At 33.7% G+C, this 22446-nt stretch carries 18 protein-coding genes and 1 riboswitch; of the genes, 6 read left to right on the top strand and 12 right to left on the bottom strand.

All coding sequences use genetic code 11. The features are described from left to right. Positions 1-406: 406 nt before the first annotated feature. The 11 genes from HGP29_RS22075 to HGP29_RS22025 all read right to left on the bottom strand — a co-directional run bounded on the left by HGP29_RS22075 (position 407) and on the right by HGP29_RS22025 (position 17147). Positions 407-1735, bottom strand: coding sequence for a PCMD domain-containing protein (locus HGP29_RS22075; RefSeq protein ID WP_168884612.1), 1329 nt, complete (start codon positions 1733-1735; stop codon positions 407-409). Positions 1736-1747: 12 nt separating this feature from the next. Further along, positions 1748-2509 (bottom strand): autotransporter outer membrane beta-barrel domain-containing protein, encoded by a 762-nt coding sequence (locus HGP29_RS22070; protein WP_168884611.1) that lies wholly within the window; start codon positions 2507-2509, stop codon positions 1748-1750. Positions 2510-2534: 25 nt separating this feature from the next. Next, the gene (locus tag HGP29_RS22065; protein WP_168884610.1) at positions 2535-3074 is read right to left on the bottom strand and encodes a hypothetical protein; all 540 of its coding nucleotides are present in this window, start codon (positions 3072-3074) and stop codon (positions 2535-2537) included. A gap of 121 nt (positions 3075-3195) precedes the next feature. After that, on the bottom strand, positions 3196-6309 hold the full coding sequence (locus tag HGP29_RS22060) for an efflux RND transporter permease subunit (RefSeq protein ID WP_211093382.1): 3114 nt from the start codon (positions 6307-6309) through the stop codon (positions 3196-3198). A gap of 34 nt (positions 6310-6343) precedes the next feature. Next, the gene (locus tag HGP29_RS22055) at positions 6344-7426 is read right to left on the bottom strand and encodes an efflux RND transporter periplasmic adaptor subunit (protein ID WP_168884609.1); all 1083 of its coding nucleotides are present in this window, start codon (positions 7424-7426) and stop codon (positions 6344-6346) included. A 362-nt stretch (positions 7427-7788) separates the two neighbouring features. After that, entirely contained in the window at positions 7789-10122 is a 2334-nt protein-coding gene (locus HGP29_RS22050; protein WP_168884608.1) for a TolC family protein, read from the bottom strand. A 313-nt stretch (positions 10123-10435) separates the two neighbouring features. After that, complete coding sequence (locus HGP29_RS22045; protein WP_168884607.1) at positions 10436-10885, bottom strand: GbsR/MarR family transcriptional regulator; 450 nt, start codon at positions 10883-10885, stop codon at positions 10436-10438. A gap of 289 nt (positions 10886-11174) precedes the next feature. Further along, positions 11175-12863 carry a ribonucleoside-diphosphate reductase subunit alpha gene (locus tag HGP29_RS22040; RefSeq protein WP_168884606.1) on the bottom strand — a complete coding sequence of 563 codons (1689 nt, stop codon included), beginning with the start codon at positions 12861-12863 and terminating at the stop codon, positions 11175-11177. A gap of 90 nt (positions 12864-12953) precedes the next feature. Beyond that, entirely contained in the window at positions 12954-13931 is a 978-nt protein-coding gene (locus HGP29_RS22035) for a ribonucleotide-diphosphate reductase subunit beta (RefSeq protein WP_168884605.1), read from the bottom strand. 160 nt (positions 13932-14091) lie between these two features. Beyond that, a riboswitch (cobalamin riboswitch) is annotated at positions 14092-14294 on the bottom strand. A gap of 440 nt (positions 14295-14734) precedes the next feature. Then, positions 14735-15862, bottom strand: coding sequence for a BamA/TamA family outer membrane protein (locus tag HGP29_RS22030; protein ID WP_168884604.1), 1128 nt, complete (start codon positions 15860-15862; stop codon positions 14735-14737). 154 nt (positions 15863-16016) lie between these two features. Beyond that, the gene (locus HGP29_RS22025) at positions 16017-17147 is read right to left on the bottom strand and encodes a BamA/TamA family outer membrane protein (protein WP_168884603.1); all 1131 of its coding nucleotides are present in this window, start codon (positions 17145-17147) and stop codon (positions 16017-16019) included. Between the two features lie 145 nt (positions 17148-17292). Here HGP29_RS22025 and HGP29_RS22020 point away from each other — a divergent pair, with 145 nt between their 5' ends. The 5 genes from HGP29_RS22020 to HGP29_RS22000 all read left to right on the top strand — a co-directional run bounded on the left by HGP29_RS22020 (position 17293) and on the right by HGP29_RS22000 (position 21277). After that, positions 17293-18213 carry an exonuclease domain-containing protein gene (locus HGP29_RS22020; RefSeq protein ID WP_168884602.1) on the top strand — a complete coding sequence of 307 codons (921 nt, stop codon included), beginning with the start codon at positions 17293-17295 and terminating at the stop codon, positions 18211-18213. Positions 18214-18610: 397 nt separating this feature from the next. Further along, complete coding sequence (gene modA / locus HGP29_RS22015) at positions 18611-19351, top strand: molybdate ABC transporter substrate-binding protein (RefSeq protein WP_168884601.1); 741 nt, start codon at positions 18611-18613, stop codon at positions 19349-19351. A 1-nt stretch (position 19352) separates the two neighbouring features. Beyond that, the gene (locus tag HGP29_RS22010) at positions 19353-19745 is read left to right on the top strand and encodes a TOBE domain-containing protein (RefSeq protein ID WP_168884600.1); all 393 of its coding nucleotides are present in this window, start codon (positions 19353-19355) and stop codon (positions 19743-19745) included. Next, a complete protein-coding gene (gene modB / locus HGP29_RS22005) occupies positions 19746-20411 on the top strand; it encodes a molybdate ABC transporter permease subunit (RefSeq protein WP_168884599.1) in 666 nt (221 codons plus the stop codon). After that, positions 20408-21277 (top strand): ATP-binding cassette domain-containing protein, encoded by an 870-nt coding sequence (locus HGP29_RS22000; RefSeq protein WP_168884598.1) that lies wholly within the window; start codon positions 20408-20410, stop codon positions 21275-21277. Before modB ends, HGP29_RS22000 begins: the two co-directional genes overlap by 4 nt. On the opposite strand, the gene HGP29_RS21995 is transcribed toward HGP29_RS22000, so the two are convergent. Then, complete coding sequence (locus HGP29_RS21995) at positions 21274-21558, bottom strand: hypothetical protein (protein WP_168884597.1); 285 nt, start codon at positions 21556-21558, stop codon at positions 21274-21276. The two genes, HGP29_RS22000 and HGP29_RS21995, sit on opposite strands and share 4 nt — an antisense overlap. 204 nt (positions 21559-21762) lie before the next feature. On the opposite strand from HGP29_RS21995, the gene HGP29_RS21990 reads away from it, so the two are divergent. Further along, positions 21763-22443: a metal-dependent hydrolase gene (locus tag HGP29_RS21990; protein WP_168884596.1), complete on the top strand. Its 681-nt coding sequence runs from the start codon at positions 21763-21765 to the stop codon at positions 22441-22443. Positions 22444-22446 lie beyond the last annotated feature (3 nt).

Below are 22446 nucleotides of genomic sequence, written 5' to 3'. Positions count from 1 at the left end.
AACGATATATGGCGGGTTAAAGTGGAGTTTTTGTCTATGACTCTGCAAAAAAGTCAGAGAGGATTTATGCCTCTCTGACATTCCCTTTCATCTAAAGACTTAAAGGTCTTCATATAAGTAGCACATAAATACATAAAGAAACTCGAATTTGCCTTAAACATGAGGTTAGTTGAGAATTGTTCGCTTAATAAGGTATACGATTCTGTATACCGATTCACAAATGATCTCAAGGAGATCGTCAGTATTTAATGTGGCTCATTTTTGAGCGCGGGGACACTCTCCCGCCATACTTATAGACAAGTCTCCTATACCTTAACGGGTATAGGAGTACTTGTCAAGAATTTAGTTTGTAGTGAGTGATTAGAGTGTGGAAAAAGCTGTTCTTTCTAAAAAGGGCAGCTTTTTTTTAATAATTAAGCTGAAACTCTTTCACCCTCAATTCGCTACCAACACCTCCATTAAAATTTGCTCCATCATAACTAGAAGAGTAAACCACAATAATATGTGTCGGTGATTTAGAGACCTCTGCAAACCCATGTTCAGGCATTCTATCATTATTCGTACTTGGCATCATATACGGAGCCAGATCATTATGATTTCCATAAAGAAGTGGGATACTAATTTCCTGAAACTCATTCATACTCGTATCTGTTCTATACCAACCAGTCGCTAAACGATATCGTTTTTCATCCTCTCCACTACCTTCCCTTACTTGTAATAATACATACACATCGCAGGCATCCATACCTTGATCAAAACGCTTTGGTAAATACTGTATAGATGTTGTAAAACTCTTCGGTTTATCGTTAAATGGAATCCCAAAATCTGTGATCACATTGGTGAGTCCACTTCCTTGAATCTCTCCAGTATATAATGATCCTGCGGCTATCACACCTAACATAGAAGTTGTTCTCAAAATCGTATATTCATACTCTTCTATAGATGGATATGGGAACACTGTTTGGACTCCAGTTGGGATAATTAGATCTGCAGCTCCTACATCTCCTGTTCGCCACGGAGTAGCATCAAAAGTGGAACCTGGTAAATAGAATTTTCTATTGGCATTACTTTCATCTTCTTTTCTACCACCATAATACCAAGTATTAAAATCTGAATATAGAATTTGGTCACCAATTCTTTCTTCATCATTGTCATAATCTACTTGAATCGTCCATTCTATCCCCTCGAAAGAAAAGATAACATCTTCGGAAAAATCATGTGTATCTTGGGGAAGAGGAAAAACTATTGCATCTGCAGGTGAATAGCTAAAGGTCTCAATAAATAAATTTTCTTTATCAAGGTAAAATGGAATTTTTACCTTCACTATTCTATTCATATTATCAATCTCAGCTGCAATCTGTCCTTCTATACTGAAAGAAGTAATATTCACATTAAAATCGGCTTCAATCACATGGACTGTCCACTCATAATCTTGATAAGTAGAAACAGTAAAACGAACCTCTTCACTAAAATCTTTCACTTCATTAAACGAAGGGGTGATCGTCGCATCTTCGGTAAAAGTGAGATCCACAATTTCAAGGTTAGTGATATCTGTCCCAAAAGGAACCAATACTTCAATTCGTTGCTCGTCAGAAGATATCATTGCACCTCCTTCTTGAACTTCCAATTGGAAGCTTAATATCTCTCCAAAGATGTAAGGATAAGGCACATCGTTTTTGATACATGAAGTAAAAAGTAATGATAATAAGATGATGAATTTATATATATTTTTCATGGTTGCAGTAATTTAGATATAGATGGAAAGGCCAATGTTTAATGTGAAAATATCTAAGTTGAAGTTAGCATTACCTGATCTACGCGTTCCTTGATCAACTTGGTTTTCTGTTTGATGTGTCCATTGATAATTAATACCTATCACATCAAGAGATGTTTCGATAGCAATGTTATTATTAATAAAAGCAACCATACCTGGTGATATTCCTAAACTTACTTGATTTGTAGTGGTATAAATTCCTCTTATATCCAATTTATGGTCTCCAACTGCTAATTCTTTAGATTGCCCATAACTGTAGGACAACCTTACTTCATTAAATAGACCAAATCGATTACTTCTCCCTAAACTGATGTAGTTTCTCATAAAAAAAGAAGTACTATATGTATGAGAAACTTGAGATGAACCATTGACTGAAAAAGACAGATCGTCGCCTAAATCCATGTTTAATTGGTCAATATTCAATTGCCCTCTTGTATAACCGAATCTCCCCCCAATTGCAAGGTTATCTTTAATAAAGTAGGCAAAATAAGGACTTACGTTCAGGTTATATCCATCTCCATCCCAATCTTCTAAAATCAAAAATTGGTAGTTATCATTATTATGATGTGAATATTGAAAAGTTGCCCCAGCAAGCCACTGTCCTTTCGGAATAAAAACTCTATTTTTAATGCCTCTATCAAAATCTCTAGTATGTTCATTTTTTTGACTAAATGATGTTGATGAGATAAGCAGGAATAGACAAATAAAATGTAGTGAGGTAGTTCTTTTTTTCATGATATTTTTGATTTGAGATACAGGTTTATGCTTTGACGATTTTTAATGATTTTCTCTTCTCTTTATGATTTTTCTTTAATTCAGACCAATCTTTTCCTTTCAGACAATAATTATAATCCACTTTCTTCATTCTTAGTTTTGCCTGAATCCAAGGCACAGGAGAAACAATTAACACCATTGGTGCAGCAAACACACCCATTGAGAGAGCCCCAACAGTTAGAACTTGTGAGAAACGTGCCTTCTTATGCAATTTGGTATGATGGTACTGAATAGCTTCTTCTTTTAATTCTTGAAGTTCAGCGTATTCTTTCATAAAGTCGGCTGTGGCTTCATGTGTTTTAAAAGACTCATACCTTACATAATCTATATCCGATTTTTGTATAAAGTGAACCTCTTTTTTCCTTACAAAAGCAAAAGTGTTTTCGGTAGATAAATGCTTCCCCTTTTTCCATTCCTTTTTAGTAACAGAAACAACTTCTCCATCATTTAAATGGATATTGATATTGTCCATTTCAGTTGGAAGTGATATAGCAGAAGCGACAGCTTGAATAACAATGATTGACATAAGATATAATTAAGTTTAAAAGTTAATGATCAATTTAGTTTCTTCATATGGAAACATTTTTTATAAAGTTTTAGCCAAAAAGTGGCGGTTATTTAATACATCATTTTCTATTATTTATCCATTACTTTTTAAGTGCCTCCAGCTGTTCTGGAGTATAATTCACCTTAAAAAGAATACTGTAATATGATGGTACAAAGATTAGGGTAATGACTGTTCCGAATAATAATCCTACCATGATAGTCACTGCCATTGGTTCCCAAATCGCTCCTCCTCCTAAATAAAGAGGTACTAAGCCTAACACTGTTGTGAATGTTGCTAATATGATAGGTCGGAATCTTTGAAGACAAGCTGAAACGATGGCTTCTTGTGGTGATTTTTTCAATTCTTTTTCCTCTACCTCTATTCTTTCTACCAATACAATGGCATTATTGATCACAATACCTGCTAGTGAAATCACCCCTAAAAAGGCCATAAATCCGAATGGTACTTGAAAGATTAAAAGACCTAACACCATACCTATAACACCCAATGGAATAGTTAACACAATCAGTGACATCTTTCTGAATGAATTGAACTGGATTATCAATAACATCACGATGATAAAAGCTGACAATGGTAAGTATTTAAATACAGCTCCCATGTTTTCAGCACTTTCTTGTTCATCACCTCCTAAACTATAAGTATACCCTTTACCCCAAGTTTGTTGTTGCTCTTCTAACCAAGGTTTCAATTCTACCATAATCTCATTGGCATTACCACTTGCTGTCAATTCACTTTCGACATTGATAGATCTTTTAAGGTTTTCTCTTTTGATCTGTGTGTATTGCCAATGAGGTATCACTTTCGCTACTTGACTTAAAGGAACACTCTTTCCTGAATTTTGACTGTAAACATTGGTTGTTTTTAAAGTAGATAATGATTGAGAAGAGTTCTCTTTACTTTGTAATATAATTGGAATCGATTTCTCGTCTTCTCTATATTCCCCAGTTTTAAAGCCTTCCAAAATCGTTTGCAATGAAATAGCAATATCCTGATTGGTTATACCTGCAGCTTGTGCTTTATTCTGATCAATTTCAACAATAAATTTCAAGCCTTTTGGCCCCCAATTGTCTTTTACATTTTTAGTTCCTGAAATTGAAGTCAACCTCTCTTTTATTGTATTTGAAATTTCTGTTAAACGTTCTGGGTTTTTACCTGACACTTTCACTTCTATTGGTGCTCCTCCGCCACCAGCTCCAAGTAAAACCGTTTTTATATCTGCATTAGGAAACTCTTTAAAGCAGTAGCTATCAATTTGTTCTATCAAATTAGAGTTCACTAGGTGGTGGGTAGTATTGACTAAAATATGTGCATAGTTGGCATTAGGTTCGTCTGCACTGTATCCTAAATCATATGCAGATGGGCCTTCCCCAATATAAGAAGTCCAAGAAACAATACCCTCTTCTCTGTCATCATTTACTAATAAGTGACTTCTAAAGTATTCTTCCATAGTTGATACCACCTCTTGTGTTTTTTCAATTTTTGTTCCTTGAGGTAAATTAATATCAATCGTAATCATATTTCTATCACTCTTTGGAAAGAATAATACATCCAAAAGACCAAAGCCAAAAATTGACATGACAAACAAAACAGCTACGCCAGATACCACTGTTCTCTTATATTTTAAAGCAATAAGAATAACCTTTTGATACCCGTTTTTTAACGCATCAATCATCTTATCCAAAAGCTTTTGCTTTTCTACTTTATTGACTGGTTTTACTTTTAAGAAATAAACACATAAGAGTGAAATAATACTCAAAGAAATCACCCAAGAAGAAAGTAAAGCTATAGTAATCACGACGAAGATAGGTCCCATGATATCTCCCATTACTGATTCAGCCATATAGAATGATAAGAAAGCAGCAGAGGTAGTTAGTGTTGAAATCAATAAAGGATTAAATAATTCCTGTACTGAATCGATGGCTGCTTTTTTGACTTCAATGCCTTCTTCCATTTTAACCATAATCGATTCTGCAACCACAATGGCATTATCTACCATCATTCCTAGTGCCATGATCAATGCGGCTAATGAAATCTGATTGATACCAACATCTAGCAATCCCATTACCATAAAAGTTGTGATAGTTACAATAGGTATTAAACTCGCAATGACTAAACCTGTTCTAAAACCTAAGAAGATGATCATTACTGCTAGTACAATTACAATAGATTGTAAAAGGTTGACTTCAAAATCACTTACTTTGTTTTCTATATATTCATCCAATGATGAAATTCTTGACACCTCTAAACCAATGGGCAACATTTCATTGTACTCTTCAATTACATGATCTACTTCATTTCCAAGAGTCAAAATATTGCTACCCTCCTTCAAAGAGATATGTAATGAAACTCCTTTTTTACCACTCACTTTTACGATCTGTGATTCTGGGTAGATATATCCTTTTTCAATAACAGCAACATCCGACAGCTTGATCACATTTCCTTTACTTCCGACTGAGATTAACATGTTTCTAATGTCCGACAGTTCGTCAAAGTTTCCTGTAGGTTCCAATACAATTCTTGTGTCATCAACATTAATTTCTCCTCCAGAGTTTAAAATATTAGTCGCACTAATAATTGATTGCAAACCATTGGATGTCAAACCATATCTCTTCAATTTTACATTATCAAACTTAATAAAGACTCTTTCCTCTTGTAAGCCGTTTATTTCTACTTTTGCGGCATCATTCAAGCTGATAAGATCATTTCTTAGGTCATCTGCTACTTCCTTTACTTCTGCATAAGAAAATCCATCACTTGAAATCCCCAATACAATTCCGAAAACCTCTCCAATTCCTTCATCTTGCAACTGAGGGTGAACATTCCCCGGAAGGTCATTCATCATTTCCAATTTTCTTCTTAGTCTGTCCCATACATCCTGTAAGTCCTCAGGAGCAACTTCCATTTTTAGCTCAACATTAATTATTGACAGTCCTGTTCTAGAATCACTAGTTACCTCTTTTAATTCTGGTAATTCCTGTACAACTTTCTCTATTTTATCTGTAACTAAGTCTTCGACTCTATTGGGACTCGCTCCAGGAAATGAAGTAACAATTGACGCAACTCGCACCGTATAAGGGGGCATACTATCTCTAGATAAAGTATCATAAAACATTACGCCCATTAGCATTACTACGCCTAAAATACTTAATACAATACGGTTTTTCTCGATTGAAAATTTGGCTAAATTTATCATGGCTTTTTTGAAATAGATGGAGAAGAATAAGAAATTAAAGTTTTACAGTTTGTCCAGTTAATAAAGTTTGAAGGCCTGCAGTAACAATCATATCGCCTTCAGTTAGTCCTGACTCAATGATGATACCGTGATCCAGTAGGTCTCCTACTTGAATTTTTCTTTTGTGCACAGTAGCAGTATCGCCTTGATCTTTGGTGATGTAATAGACAAAGTTTCCTTCCTGATCTTCACCTACTGCACTTAAAGGCAACACAATTGATGTATGGACTTCTTGGTCTGATGAAAAATTGAAAGTGACTTCAGCAACCATACCTGAATATATCGATGATGCTATTTCCTCTAACTCTATTTTCACTGGGAAAGTCGCACTTTCGTTATCGATAATCGGTGATATCTCAGTTACTCTACCACTTAGAATTTCATCGCTGGAAGTGAAATTCAGTGCTACTGTTTCATGCTGATGAATTTGAGAAATTACATTTTCAGGTACACCCACCATTACATTTATACCGTCGCCTTCATTCAGTTTGATCACAGTTTGACCATTGCTTACTGTTTCATTTAGATTGGCTTCGACAGCTGCAATAGTACCATCCTTAGGGGCGTAGATGTAACCAAATCTAATTTGTTCTTTATCTATTGCAAGCTTTCTCTCAGCTGAGGCGTATTGATTAATAGCATTCTCAAATGTGTTTTTTAGTGTCTCGTATTTACTTAAAGTAAAGTTGCCTTTTTCGTACAACACTTTACCTCTAATGTATTCTGACTTCGCCGTAAGCATATCTGATTTTGCAGCGTTTAATGCAGATAATGATTGCTCAAATGATAATTTTGCTTTTACGTTATCCAGTCTCATTAGTAAATCTCCTTTCTTTACTTTCTGTCCTACTTTCACTAATTTTTCTGTTACGATTCCATTATTCCTAAAACTCAATTCAACTTCCTGGCTTGCGACTGCATAACCACTGTATGTTCTCTTGTCGTCGATATTTTGCTTTTCAATTTTTAAATAACGTACACTTCTAATCGCTTTTTCTTCTTCATATTGTTCGTTTGTACATGAAATAGAAATCATTAGAACAGCTAAAAAAGGATATAAAAACTTTATATTTTTCATAATTAGTATTTTATGTTTCCTAAAAAGGAAACCAATGTTTTATAATTTTGTCAATCTTCATATGGATAATAACAATTGACATTAATGATTTTACAAATTGAATTAAAATGTTTCCTTACCTAGAAACCAATTAGATTCAGAAGATTAAATTTTAGTAATCGAGAAACATAATAAAAATTGATAGATGAATAGATTATATGTTTCCTTTATTGGAAACTTATGACACAAACATAACAGTTTGTTTCCTAAATAGGAAACATGATTCAAGTCCATTAACAATATTAATTCGACTTCTTTCATTTTATTAAATTTCACAGCACCAGTCACTGAATTTCAATAGATTACTACAACAAACATTCATACTATTGACGAATATATTGCATTGCTCTAGCCATAAATGCAGTGTTCTTTTCTTCACTACTAATAATAAAGAAATGACCAATTGCTCTTTGTAATTGTAGAGACACCATAAAATAATTATACTGTGCTGTGGTTAATGCTAGTTGTGTTTCTAGAAAATCATTTTGTGCATCAATCAATTGTATCACAGGGATAATTCCATTAGCATACTCGTCTTGAGACAATGCTACATTTTCTTGAGAGACTTCTAGATTTGATTTAGAGATTTCGATGTTAGCGATCTCATTCGTTAGTGCCAATATTATTTCATGAATATATTTATCAATTCCTACTTCAAATTGGTTCTTTTGTACCAATAATTGATCGTATTGAATTTTAGTTTTTTGTTGATTGACATTTCTAGTATTCTGTTGGAATATTGGTATGGATACATTAACTCCAACAGTATAATTATTAAGTGGTACTTCTGGGAACCCTGCCGGCAAATTCATCCCTGCTCCATCACGATACAAAAACTGATTGTACTGTCCCTGAAGAGCAACCGTCGGAAGAAAACGACCATTTTTCTGCAGTTTATAATTTCTGTTTATAGCCTCCTTACTGTATTCTATTCCTTTCAATTCTGGGGCATTTACTTTTGCCTCATCAATTAAAAAATCAATCAGCAACATACGGTCTCTAGGATTATCCAAAAGGGAAATTAAGCCATTATATTCACTCAATGTTTTCTCATTAAATAACATCAAACTATCTTTTAATGCAATATTTTCTTCCATCGGCAAATTCAAAAGTTGGTTTAATACTAAGTGTGATTGTGCCTCCGCATTCTTAGCTTCTATCATAGATTGAGTATTCTGAGCCAGTTGACTTCTAAACCTTAGTAGATCCGATTTTCCTCCAACACCTAATTCGATATTTTGTTCCGATAACTTTAAGTTTTCTTTGGTTAAGCTCAAATTTTGAAACTGAATATGCTTATTAGCATCAAAGATTAACGTATTGAAATAAGCGGTTCCTATCTCTAAAAGTGCATCCAGCTCTTTTGCATTGTACTCTTCTTTTTGAGCCTTTAAATTAGATTTTGAAATAGAAATATTAGCTGAAGCAGCAGCAGAATAAATAATCTGATTTAATTGTACATTCCCATTGACCATATATTCAGGATTTTGTCCAAATGATAACTCTGCCATTTCCGGGTTTAAATAATTTCCTCCAGCATTCACAGCTACTTCTGGTAAGTAATTTGACTTGGAAAGTTTCACTTCCTGATTTTTCAACTCGATATTCTTCCTTTCTACATCCAATTCAAGGTTTTGATTGACCATTAAATTCATGAGTTGCTTTAGAGAGAATTGCTCCTGATTTAAATTAATTTTCTCATCCACTAAATTATATTGCACTAATTCACTGTTTGTCACATTCAAACCCAACCAATCTGCTACTTGAAGATTAATTGTCAGTTCTTTATCATAATTTACCTCCACAGGTAATGTTGCAGCATCTTCACCTGAAGAAATTGCTTCTATTGTTAGTGCGATTCTTCTGAAAATCTGATCAATATTTACTTTTGGTTGATTTGTCGCCAATATCCCCATTTCTACTTCTTTAACTCCATAGGCAGAAAATGAAGGTAATTTTTTGGTATTGATTTCTGTTATTAAGTCTAACAGTTCTGACTTAGATAATTGGGATACACTATTCACATATACCGCATCAATATCCGAAGGCAAATCTACTTTTTGCCCTTTTTGAACAGGTATTAAAGTGTATTTAAAATCTTCAGTTGCTAAAGCATGTTCTAAAAATGAAACAATTGGTGTTAACTCTAAAACATAATCATCAACTACAATCCCTACATGTTGATATTTCACCAACTGGCTAAAATCCTTTAGGTCATCTTTATAAGAATAAGGAGTTATAAAGTAGGTAAAATTCTTTATTCCAGAACTTTTCTGTCTAAACGGTATTTCATCAATAATATCTTTATTGACAAAGCTTAGCAAGATGGTTGGCACTTCAAACTCAATATTTGATTCATAAAACATAATTGAATTAGCAATACCAAAAGAGAGTATAATATCTGCTTTATTATCTACAAGGGTTTTATAATTTAACCTTGCCTTTTGTGGGTCATTGTCACAAGACAATACTTCTTGAAAGTCGATGACATATTCTTTACCAACAAGATGATTAATTTCAGAGGTAAGCTGTTCGTACAAAGTCTGATTATCATTTGATTTAGCATCAACCATAATACCTATTGATAATTTCTCTTGAGCAAATAGAGAGAGACTAAGCATAAATACATAACATGTAAGTAGTAAATATTTTTTCATGATATTGATTTTTGTTTCCGACAATGGAAACTTATTAGAGATAATGATTTAACGATTTGTCTTAAGTTGACAGTGGAGAATTAGATGAAGATAGATTTTACCTTAATTTGTTATAATGATAGCAGTTACCGAGATAATAATTAAAGGTAAATACATTTTAATCCATTGAATGATATTGTCTTTTTTCATTTTTATTAGAGTTAAGTTTCCGTGAATAGAAACCAATAGGATGTAAAAATCAGCCCATATATCGAATGTTCTGATAATGGTATAGGAAAAATTACAGTTTTATTGAGTGACTAGGATCTTATAATTAATCCTTCGGAAAGTATTTATGTGTTACCAACTTAAGAAATTGAATAATCTCTTTATTGAAAGTAACTGTTTTACTCATCAACTCTTTAATATCAGGAGCATTATCATTTCTTCTAGAAACACATTCATCAATTAGTTCTGTTTCCCTAGTCATATTCTGTACAACAAGATCCATGTAGGTTGAAATACCATCAGAATCTAAGTAGAATAATCTTTTTCTTGATGAATTAGGATCCAAAATAGAGTCCACTCTATGTTTATCTTTTAATGATTTAAGGGCTTTACTTACTGCTCCTTTCGTTGCTCCAGTGATCTCCACTAAATCATTAAAAGTAAGGTATTTATCATTTGACAAATAAAATACACCTAATATCTTACCTGCTAATGGTGAGAAGCCTCCCCCTTGGTGGGTGATAGATAATTGCTCTAATATTTCTTCTTTATTCATCGTAAATAAATCTTGTTCTATTTATACTTTCCAACAAAGGAAACAAATAATTCAGAGAATTACATCAATTTAAGTCAGAAGATTATTCATTAAACTTTTATTGAAAACTCTTAACCACTTTAGTTTCCTTACTCAGAAACTATGATACAATTATACGGGTAAGTTTCCAAATAAGGAAACACAGTTAAACTGTATTAACATAAAAAGCAATAATTATGAAAAAGAGCAACAAAAAAGCTGCTACCCTACTAAAAGGATAACAGCTTCTAAATTTATCTTTGATTTGAGATTAACCCTCACATGAGACACAAACATCTTCTGTGACATTCATTTGAGCTCTCAAAATACTTTCACTTCTTTGGTAGTATAATGTTTTTACTCCTAAAGCATGTGCTTCAAGCATTACCGCATTAATATCTTTTACCGGTGTTGATGGAGGGAAGTTCAAGTTCAAGCTTTGAGATTGGTCAATAAATTGTTGACGTAACGCAGCTTGACGAACAATAGCCATCTGGTTGATTTCTTTGAAAGTAAGAAACAATTCTTTCTCTTCTGGAGTTAAAGCATTGATGTTTTGTACTGAACCACCATCTGCTAAAATTTGTTTCCAGATATCATCATTGTTCAATCCTTTTTCTTCTAACAACTCTTCTAACTGCTTATTTTTTCTTGAGAATACACCTTTAGCAGAGTCCATTACATAATAGTTACTTGCCATTGGCTCAATACCAGTAGAGTATCCACCAGCAATCAAAGCATTAGAAGTTGTAGGAGCAATAGTTAACAATGTAGAGTTTCTTCTACCTGTATCCATCATTACCTTAGGCTCACCATAAGCGTTCGCTAACTTTTCTGAAGCTCTGATAGATTGCTCTTTAATTTGTTTGAAGATAATTCTTGTCCAAGAATCAGCCGCAATACCAGCAAAAGGAATTTTCTTCTTTTGTAAGAAGCTATGCCATCCTAAAACACCCAGACCTAAAGCTCTATGGTTTTTAGCAAAGTTCACAGCTCTTTGCATATGATCAATACCTTTGGCTTTATCAATAAACTCTTCCATTACTGCATCTAAGAAGAAAGTAGCTGTCTCAACTAAGTCAGTATCTTTCCACTCATCATAACGCACTAAGTTTAATGATGACAAACAACAAACGAATGATTCTTCTTCATTAGAAGGAAGCATAATCTCAGAACAAAGGTTAGAGGCTTTGATTTCCATCCCTTGATCTTTGTACCATCTTGGACGTTGATTGTTCGCGTTATCTTTATATAAGACATAAGGAATGCCTTTTTCAATTCTCGATTTGATCACTTTTGCCCAAACCTCACGGCTACGTCTGTCTCCTTCTCTTACCTTTTGAATAAAGTTATCAGAAACAGTTACACCCATGAAGATGTTTTGAATTGTCTTTCCAACATCTTTAATAGTTAGAAATTCGTCGATATCTTCATGCTCAACGTCAAGGTAAGCAGCAAGCATACCTCTTCTTGTACTTCCTTGGTTTGTACCGTTGATTACTGAATCAAACATTTCCAAGAAAGGGTATACACCGTTAGAAGTACCATTATTTGTAATTTCAGCACCTCTAGGACGTACATCAGACATATTGATAGAAGTACCTCCACCAATTTTCGACATCATCATTACTTCTGCTAAAGTAGAACCGATACCAGCAATACTATCAGGCACATAACTACCAAAACAACTGATTGGTAATCCTCTTTCTGTACCCATATTTGACCATACAGGTGAAGCAGGACATAAATAGTTATTCCAAATAGCGTCAAAGAATCTTTTTTCGAAATCGGGTCTTTTTAATCGAGTTGCAGCAGCTTTAGCAATTCTTGTTACAGCATCTCTTACAGTTTCACCTTCTAATAGGTAACCGTTATTTAAAGTTTGCAATCCTTCATGAGTCATCCATTTTGGGCTTGCTTCCAAATTAGATGCTTCAGCAGTTAAAGTAATTTCAGACATAATTAAGAACTGAGGGTGTGTAGTGGTGTTTAGAAAGAAATTGAAATTACAAGGGAGAATAGCAGCTCCCTTGTATTGTAGTATTTTTGCTTAGAATAAATCGTCAGCGGTAACTGACTGAGTTTTCTTTGTATATTCTGTTGGACGTACGGCAAAGAAATCATCATGAGCAAGGCCGAATACTTCCTCATCAAACCATTGCATTTCTTTAAGTACTTCTTTGTCTACTTCGAAAGTTGGCTTTAAACCAATTTCTGATAAACTCTTATTTAAACGATCTCTCATGAAATGTACCAAGTGATTGATTGGTAAGAAATCAAACTCCCCATTTTCAAAGATGCCTGTAAGTAACCTTACTTCAACATCATGAGAAATCTTAGCCGCTTCATAAATACGGTTTTGTAATTCTTCAGTATTCAACTCAGGGTATTCAGCAATCATTGAGTTGTATAACCACATACCCGCTCTTGCATGTGAGTTTTCATCTTTCGCAGACCACTTAATGATATTACCAATACCTTTTAATTGGTTCTTGAATTTTTTGAATGAAAGAAGAATAGCAAACTGAGAGAATAAGTTTACATTTTCAGTGAAACAAGAGAAAATAGCAATCGACTGAAGTAAATCTTCTGGTTTTGCATTTCCTTGTGCATCAACTGTCACTTGTGATAACATTTCAAGACGTTCCATAGCTGTTTCATCTTCTAGGAATGCCTCAAAATTATCCAAATCTAACAATTCGTTTAAACGAGCGTACGCTGATGCATGTCTAGCTTCATTTTCTGCAAAAGTGATCGCCATTGCTTTAATCTCCGGTTTAGGAATAAATTGTCCGATCACACCCCAGAAATCATCCTGAACGTTTGTTTCTGTTTGTGCAAATGTCTTTAAAATATTACCAATAACATCACGCTCATGATCACTTAAGTTTGTTTTGAATTGCTGAATATCAGCATCAAAATTCACTTCTGAGTGAATCCAAAAAGTCTGATGAATTGCATCAATGAACTCTTGTGCTTTTGGGTATTCAAAAGGTTTGTAAGCTACACGTTTATCTAGTAAACTCATTGTTATATTTAAAGTTTTTAATGTAAACAACACTGACAACTAATTTGTTGCCGCACATTTGACGTTTGCTAATTTTACTTTACAAGACTCTTTGACTAAAACTTTGAAAAAATCCAAAGAAGATAGATCAACGATTTGCTCTCCCTTATCCCGAAGGAGGTAAATTAAGCACACGATGGCAGGTCTTCTGGCTCGTTTTCAAGTGATGAAATTCTCCCTTCCCATACCCAAAAGATATAGTGGTTAAAAATTGAACTCATCTAAAAACTTACAGCTGCGGGAACAGCATAGGAATTACACCTATTTCCCTTTTCACTGAAGCATTCTCAACTTCACTTCAGCACCTTCGTTTTAACAAATAAATAGCCTTTTCGTGATTATTGCAAACATTTTTGATGGTAATTTTATAAAAAAAAATATTCTCAATTTTATCATTTTTTACTTGACTGAATCAAAAATTAGCGCTAATAAGAAGAGAGCTAACTATCTATTAATAATTGTACTATTCTAATATTTCAAAAAGTAACACCTGTCCCAATCAATGAAACATTTTTTGTATTACTTGTTCAAAAAAAAATATAATATATAACACAATAAATCAGGATTTGTTTTCAGAGATCACATAACGACTATATACAAAATTAAATTTGGATTGTATCATGAAAAAAAAGCTCATTTTTAATAAAAGATTTTTTTTCATGATTCACCTTTTATTAAAAATGAGCTTAATGACTGTTTGTAAATTTCAAACAAACAGAGTTATTGTCTTGATTTTTTATTCAAAAAATAATAATGATGTCATCTTAAAAAGCTTCACCAAAAGTTAGATAAATTCCGGAGCTTCCATCAGGGCCAATTCCATAGTCCGCTCTTAGTGATGCTTTATCTTCTTCATTAATCAGTAACCTTACACCAACACCTCCCGAAAGTTTAGTTTCTGAAAAATTAAAATCACTGCTATTTTCATAAACGTTAGCAGTTGCAACAAAGGCTGTCATTCCTAATCTCCAGAACATGTGCTGCCTTACTTCTGCTTGAAAGGCGATCATATTATTATCTCTATATCTACCTTCATAGACACCTCTCATCATATTCAAACCTCCCATAAGTGCCATTTCTCTAAAAGGAACATCACCATATGTTGAGTTGTAAATACCCTGAAAAGCTAATACTGTTTTTCCTTCCTTCTCTCTACTCACATCAAAGTACTTTCTTGCATCCAAGTAAATACGTTCGAATTTATAATCGCTTCCTAAAAAAGAGTTATAGGTTTCGATTTTAGCTTCAATATAATGCCCGCCAGAAGGTGTCAATACAAGGTCTCTTGTGTCCCATTTGTACACAAATCCTAATCCTGAAAGTGAACCACCTGCAGACCCAGGTATTTCAGAGACATCACCATAACTTCCATCCTCTCTTGGTCCAACACTTATATCCCAAAAATTAGCGTATCTGTATTGAAGACCAAAAAACATCTTGTCTCTAATTTTTTTCAGAAACTGTTGTCTAAAATCAACTTTAGTCCAATCCATCAACTGTTCATTGCTATTCGGAGTGTCCCCTCCAATACCGTAATATTTCTCTGGGTATTTAGCGTACTCCCATGTCCCTTCGAATAACCAGTTTTCATCTTTGGTAAAAATGGTATGCTCCAACTTCAACCTCATTTGGTTTTCTAAAGTATAGAAACCTATAAATGTTGCATTTGATGGTCTAGTAGCTAAAGTGGCATTGGGTGTTTTAAATTGAAACACACTTACTAGGCCAAACTCCCAACTTGTTTCTTGGGCATAAGCCGGGTAAGGAAAGGCGGTTATCTTCTTCTTATATAATGTATCTATTTCACTCGAAATTGAATCGTCTTGTGCTAAAATCGATGATGAAATAAATAGTGAAAATAAAATTAGTAGAAGTGATTTCGATGTTTGCATAAATATTAGTTCAGCGATAATATAAGATCGTAAATCTACTAATTTTCAGACACATTATAGGGTATTAATAAAGAAGTTTAAAATTATTGAATAGAATTGTCAAAAAAGGGAGAAAAATTGATTCCTTTAGAAAAAATTTAATCTCCCAACAGTATTAAAATGCTTCACCATAAGTAAGGTATAACCCAGAACTTTTATTAGGCCCAAAGCCGTAGTCCGCTCGTAATGAAGCTTTATCTTTTTTATTGAAGATGAATCTAAGTCCAGCTCCTCCAGCAAGTTTTGTCTGATCGAATTGAAAGCCATTCATTTGATTATAAACATTGGCTGTAGAGACAAAACCAGTCATTCCAATTCTCCAAAATAAATGTTGCCTCAATTCAGCCTGTACCGCAAGCATATTATTATCTCTATACCTTCCTTCGTAAATTCCTCTCATCATATACATTCCTCCCATCAATGACATTTCTCTAAAAGGTACATTTCCATTGGTAGTCTGTAATATGCTTTGAAGTGCTAAGACTGTATTTCCTTCCTTTTCTCTAGTCAAGTCAAAGTATTTTCTAACATCTAGAAAAAAACGGCGGAAACTATATTCTGATCCCATCCATGTTTCATAGGCTTCTAATTTAGCTTCTATAAAATGGCCATTTGTTGGTGCCATTACATAGTCCCTTTTATCCCATTTATAGACGAAACCAAAACCTGACATACTACCTCCTGCATATCCAGGAATTTCAGACATATCACTATATGTTCCATCTTTTCTTTTGGTCACACTAATGTCCCAATAATCAGCATATCTATATTGAAGGCCTAAAAACATTTTATAGGAAACCTTCCGAAGCACTTGCTGCCTAAAATCAACCTTTGTCCAATTGATGATTTGCTCATTACTATTGGGAGTTTCTGCTCCAATACCGTAATATTTTTCAGGGAAAATCACATATTCCCAGGCACCTTCCAATAGCCAGTCTTCATTTTTGGTAAATACTGTATGTGCCAGTTTTATCCTCATCTGGTTTTCAATTGTATAATAACCAAACAGTGTAATATTGGAGGGTCTCGTGGCCAAAGTTGCCTTGGGAACCTTAAATTGATAAATACCAGTCACTCCAAATTTCAACCGTGTTTCTACCGTATATCCGCAAAACGGGAAAGCGGTGATTTGGTTTTTGTAGACAGTATCTAGTTCATTCAAATACTCTTCTTTTTCTTGACCAAAGCTATTTATGGTGAATAAAAAAAAGAGCAGTATAAAGTAGTTTCTTTTATAGTAGCTCATAGCGTTAGTTGGATGAAAATATTGAGTAAAATGAGAAGTCGTTCCTTAAATGTAATAATTTTTTTGAAAAATAATCAGCAAGAGGGATAATGAAACTTCATATCACTACTACATCCAAATCCTTGTGATTAACTATCTTTGCTTTATGGATTTTATTTCGATAGATTTTGAAACGGCGAATGCAAAAAGAACTTCAGCTTGTTCTATTGGTATTGCAGTGGTAGAGAAAGGTAAAATTGTTGATACACAACATCATCTTATTAAGCCTTTCCCGGATTATTATGCACCGAATAATGTAGCTATTCATGGTATAACACCACAAATGACATTAGATGCACCAACTTTTGAACATGTATGGTTTAAATTGTCTCCATTATTGACAAAATATCCATTGATTGCTCATAATGCTGCTTTTGATCTGAGTGTATTAAGAAATTCTTTAGCCCTTTATGATGTTGCTCCACCATCTATCGATTATTTCTGTTCATTGATTATGTCAAGAAAAGCCTTCCCAGAATTATCATCGTATGGTTTAAGTGCTTTATCAGATCACTTCGATATCCAATTAAACCACCATAATGCTGAAAGTGATGCAATGGCTGCGGCTATCGTAGCATTGAAAATGATCGAACGACATGAAGTTGATTCTCTTTATGATTTATCAGATAAGTTAGGAACAAAGATAGGCCAACTTAAAACTGATGGTTCTTACCAATCTTTTGGTAATGGTAGGCCTGAGAAAAAAAGAAAGGCATATACTTTTTCTGCACCAAAAAATCCTCAACCGAATCATCGGTTCTATAAGAAACATGTCGTTTTTACTGGCCGATTATCTGAGATGACCAGAAAAAACGCAATGCAAAAAGTAGTCAATATCGGAGGATACGTTTCTCCTGATTCTCTAACACCTCAGACAGACTTTTTAGTGTTGGGAAGACAAGACTTTGAACGCTATGGACAAGGTTATAAATCTTCTAAAATTAAGAGTGCTGAGGTATATAGATCACAGGGTTTCCCAATATTCATTATGGGAGAAAATGAATTCTTTATGAGCTTTGATGATTAAGCCATTTGTTTTAACAGCTGGTTCCAGTAGATTTTTTGAGGTTTTCTCTCACTGTCCATCCTGTAAAAATTATTTCTTTTGAAGAGCAATTCCCCAATAGGAACCTCTTGAACAGCACTTGGATAAACTTTCTTTAGGGTAAAAATTTTATCATGATGCTTAAATTGAAAAGGTGCTTCAGAATATTTAAAAAAACAGGTAAAGGTTGAATTTGAATATTCTTCATGCAACAAACACTGATAGTACATGAATTAGTCATTTTTGTTGTATAACATCGGGCATTGTAATGGTAATGAAAATATTTGTTAATAGGTAGATTACGTAATAAAAATACCTAAAAAAGGTGAGAGCTATCTTAGTTTTGTTTAATGTTTTCATTGTTTATTTAAATTTGTGTATGCGTAATATTTTAAGTGGACTTGTCCTATTTCTAGTTATATCACTACAAGGTTGTGATACTTCTAAGAGATCAACATTAAAAATAGCTACCTCTGCCAATATGAATTTTGTGATGAGAGAGCTAGTTCAGGAATTCAATAAAGAAACAAGTATTGAGTGTGATATTATATTAAGTTCATCAGGAAAATTATACCACCAAATAAAAGAGGGAGCTCCATACGATGTTTTTGTTTCTGCTGATATGAAATATCCTCAACAGTTATTTGAAGAAGGTAAAACATTAAAATCGCCCGATATTTATACTAAAGGAACTTTAGTCGCTTGGACAATAAAACCAATTGAATTACGCAACATGGATGATATTTTCTCAGCCAGTATCCATAAAATTGGTATTGCCAACCCCAAAACTGCTCCTTATGGTGTAGCAGCGATCTCTGCTATACATGAAGTTTTTGGCACTAACTTAGACGAAAAATTAGTATATGGAGAAAGTATCTCTCAGATCACTCGATATGTCCATAGCGGTAGCGTAGATGTTGCCTTTACTTCATTATTTATTGCAAATTCTCCCTCACTAAAAAATGTAGGGCATTGGGTGAAAGTGCCAAATGAACTATATCCAAAAATTAATCAAGGTGCTGTAGTAATTAAGGGCAATGATGAAGAAAATGCACAATTGTTCTTAAATTGGCTTATGAGTAAAAAAGGACAAGATATTATTGCATCATTCTCAAACTAATTTGAACAAATTCAAAGGACATATTACAGAAATTCTTGGTGATGAAAGTATCTTATTAATTAAGGTGAAAATAAATAGTGAAACATTATCCACCTTAACAATAAGTTCAACATCTTCACCCTTAAGTATTGGGCAAGAGATCCAAATTGTATTTAAAGAGACAGAAGTTTTTATGGGTAATGAATTACTTACAGATCAGATAAGTATTCAAAATCAGTTACATGGTACTATCACTAAAATCGCTTGGGGTACAGTGTTATGTAGAGTGTTATTAGAAACAAATATTGGTAGCATCTCCTCTGTAATTACTACACAATCAGCACAACGTCTTCAACTTCAGGTAGGAGGAAATGCAGTTGCTTTTATAAAAACTAATGAAATTATTTTAGAGTAAATGGACTGGATACCAATATTATTGACAATTCAGTTGTCTGCTATTACCACAATTATTCTTCTTGTTATAGGTCTTCCTATAGCCTATAACATATCTAAAATAAATTCTATACTTAAACCCTTTATTGAAAGTATCATCAACTTACCCATAGTATTACCCTCCACTGTTTTGGGTTTCTACCTCTTGCTCGCCTTCAGTCCTTCCAATACCTTTGGGCAATGGATAGAAGACACCTTAGGTATCCAAGTATTATTTTCTTTTACGGGATTAGTGATTGCCTCTGTAATTTACAGTGCACCCTTTATGATTCAATCATTACAAACTGGTTTTCAACAGATACCACAGCAATTGATTCAAGCTTCCAAAATATTGGGTAAATCAGATCTGGAAACATTCTTCCGAGTAATACTTCCCAATATAAAACATAATATCCTGAATGGAATTGTGCTCACATTTGCGCATACATTAGGAGAGTTTGGTATTGTACTTATGATCGGTGGAAGCATACCAGGAAAAACTAAAGTTGCCTCAATTGCTATCTATGAAGAAGTTGAAATGTTGAATTATACAAATGCACACCTCTATTCAATTGTATTATTAGCTATTGCATTTTGCATTCTTTTTTGCCTTTACATTATTCATCAAAAAAGTGATAATAAATTATGATTTCAATTGATGTACAACATAAATTCCCAAATAGTAATACCTCCATCAACTTCAAAATTGAAGGTGAATTACAGCGCTTTTATGGTGTCTATGGTCATTCTGGGGCGGGTAAGTCAACCTTACTAAATATCATTTGTGGTTTTATCACTCCACAAAAAGGGAAGATCATCATCAACGATGAAATATGGTTCGACGCAACCAAAAACATCAATCTCCCTCCTCAGAAGAGAAGTATAGGAATGGTTTTTCAAGACTATGCCCTTTTCCCCAATATGTCTGTAAAGGAGAATTTGGAATATGCACTTCCAAAGAAAAAAGACAAAGCAGTGCTCCAAGATCTGGTTGAACTTATGGAATTAAAATCCATATTAAACCAATTTCCACTAACACTATCTGGAGGACAAAAACAAAGAGTCGCCCTAGCAAGGTCGGTCGTTCAACAACCTAAATTATTATTGCTAGACGAACCACTTGCCGCATTAGATCAAGAAATGCGTCTTCGACTTCAAGATTACTTACAACAATTACATCAACAATATCGCCTTACCACTTTTCTCATTAGTCATGACATCGCTGAGATGTACAAACTATGTCAGCAAATTATTGCTATTGATTCTGGGAAAGTTACGGCAATAAAAAGCCCTTCTGAATTTTTCCAAGGTCAAAAATTACATGGGAAATTTCAGTTCACAGCAAAAGTCCTAGATGTTATCCATCAAGATATTATGCATGTTGTATCCTTACTTATTGGGGAAGAAATTGTAAGAGTTGTGGTTGATCCAGAACTTGGTCATACCTTAAAAAGTCATGATACAGTTGTTGTCACTACTAAAGCTTTTCAACCAATTATCCATAAAATTGGCTAAACTTCCTCTACTTTGTCTTCCTCTTTCAAATAGAATTTATCTAATTGATACTTCACAAACATTCCTTCTATTATTTCTTCCGAAAGTTCAGATGAGCCAATAAATAAAGGCCTTTTAGTCGTGTTGCTACCAGAAAGAATCATCACCGGATGTCCTTCTTTTAATAGTTTAATTTTGTTTGAGTTTAATATGACGCCTAATTCTCTTTTTAAGATTGTTCTTTTAGTTGTTTCTAAGACGAGAGAGTAGTCTAGAGCGTCATAAATAAATAACTTATCCATACTTATTGATAGTTTGATTTTAAGCAATACGCTTATTTAAGTAAAAACAGCACATGAAATTCTTTGATTTAAGTTATAAGCTAAAGAAGAAATTTCACGATTTGAACCGCTTTTTTTGATAGTTAACAATACAATATATGCACAAATTAGTAATGTTTTTTATAAATTTAATCATCATATCAATAATTTTTCAATTTAATTACAATGAAGGTAAAATTTTTAGGACATGCGTCCTTATTGATTGAAACAAAAGGTAAGAGCTTAATTGTTGACCCTTTTATTACACCCAATGAACTCGCAAAAGACATCGATATTAATACACTGAAGGCAGATTATATCCTTATTACACATGGTCATCAAGACCACGTAGTCGATGTGGATGCAATAGCTGAAAAAACTGGTGCAACAATTATTTCTAATTTTGAAATTGTATCGTATTACGGAGAAAAAGGATTCACTGGTCACCCATTAAATCATGGTGGTGCTTTCGATTTTGATTTCGGTAATCTGAAGTATGTCAATGCCATCCACTCAAGTGTTCTACCTGATGGTACTTATGCGGGTAATCCCGGTGGATTTGTATTAAGTAACGAAGAAGGTTGTATCTATATAGCAGGAGATACAGCTTTAACAATGGACATGAAGCTTATCCCTATGACTTCACCTAAATTAGATCTAGCAATATTACCTGTAGGTGATAATTTTACAATGGGTTATGAAGATGCTCTCATTGCATCTGATTTTATCGAATGCGACCATATTATGGGTTATCATTTTGATACCTTCCCTCCTATTGTTATTGATAAGGAAAAAGCTATTGATCTTTATAATAAGAAAGGCAAAAAATTAGTACTTCCTACAGTTGGAGATACTATTGAATTATAATTA

This window comes from Flammeovirga agarivorans, assembly GCF_012641475.1.
Classification (GTDB): domain Bacteria; phylum Bacteroidota; class Bacteroidia; order Cytophagales; family Flammeovirgaceae; genus Flammeovirga; species Flammeovirga agarivorans.
Note: the sequence above shows the minus strand (reverse complement) of the source record. Positions and strands in the feature narration are given on the sequence as shown.

What these genes read in the sequence shown, in the direction of transcription:
- HGP29_RS22075 (WP_168884612.1), bottom strand. Translation starts at nt 1,735, where the DNA reads ATGAAAAATATATATAAATTCATCATCTTATTATCATTACTTTTTACT.
- HGP29_RS22070 (WP_168884611.1), bottom strand. Translation starts at nt 2,509, where the DNA reads ATGAAAAAAAGAACTACCTCACTACATTTTATTTGTCTATTCCTGCTT.
- HGP29_RS22065 (WP_168884610.1), bottom strand. Translation starts at nt 3,074, where the DNA reads ATGTCAATCATTGTTATTCAAGCTGTCGCTTCTGCTATATCACTTCCA.
- HGP29_RS22060 (WP_211093382.1), bottom strand. Translation starts at nt 6,309, where the DNA reads ATGATAAATTTAGCCAAATTTTCAATCGAGAAAAACCGTATTGTATTA.
- HGP29_RS22055 (WP_168884609.1), bottom strand. Translation starts at nt 7,426, where the DNA reads ATGAAAAATATAAAGTTTTTATATCCTTTTTTAGCTGTTCTAATGATT.
- HGP29_RS22050 (WP_168884608.1), bottom strand. Translation starts at nt 10,122, where the DNA reads ATGAAAAAATATTTACTACTTACATGTTATGTATTTATGCTTAGTCTC.
- HGP29_RS22045 (WP_168884607.1), bottom strand. Translation starts at nt 10,885, where the DNA reads ATGAATAAAGAAGAAATATTAGAGCAATTATCTATCACCCACCAAGGG.
- HGP29_RS22040 (WP_168884606.1), bottom strand. Translation starts at nt 12,863, where the DNA reads ATGTCTGAAATTACTTTAACTGCTGAAGCATCTAATTTGGAAGCAAGC.
- HGP29_RS22035 (WP_168884605.1), bottom strand. Translation starts at nt 13,931, where the DNA reads ATGAGTTTACTAGATAAACGTGTAGCTTACAAACCTTTTGAATACCCA.
- HGP29_RS22030 (WP_168884604.1), bottom strand. Translation starts at nt 15,862, where the DNA reads ATGCAAACATCGAAATCACTTCTACTAATTTTATTTTCACTATTTATT.
- HGP29_RS22025 (WP_168884603.1), bottom strand. Translation starts at nt 17,147, where the DNA reads ATGAGCTACTATAAAAGAAACTACTTTATACTGCTCTTTTTTTTATTC.
- HGP29_RS22020 (WP_168884602.1), top strand. Translation starts at nt 17,293, where the DNA reads ATGGATTTTATTTCGATAGATTTTGAAACGGCGAATGCAAAAAGAACT.
- modA (WP_168884601.1), top strand. Translation starts at nt 18,611, where the DNA reads ATGCGTAATATTTTAAGTGGACTTGTCCTATTTCTAGTTATATCACTA.
- modB (WP_168884599.1), top strand. Translation starts at nt 19,746, where the DNA reads ATGGACTGGATACCAATATTATTGACAATTCAGTTGTCTGCTATTACC.
- HGP29_RS22000 (WP_168884598.1), top strand. Translation starts at nt 20,408, where the DNA reads ATGATTTCAATTGATGTACAACATAAATTCCCAAATAGTAATACCTCC.
- HGP29_RS21995 (WP_168884597.1), bottom strand. Translation starts at nt 21,558, where the DNA reads ATGGATAAGTTATTTATTTATGACGCTCTAGACTACTCTCTCGTCTTA.
- HGP29_RS21990 (WP_168884596.1), top strand. Translation starts at nt 21,763, where the DNA reads ATGAAGGTAAAATTTTTAGGACATGCGTCCTTATTGATTGAAACAAAA.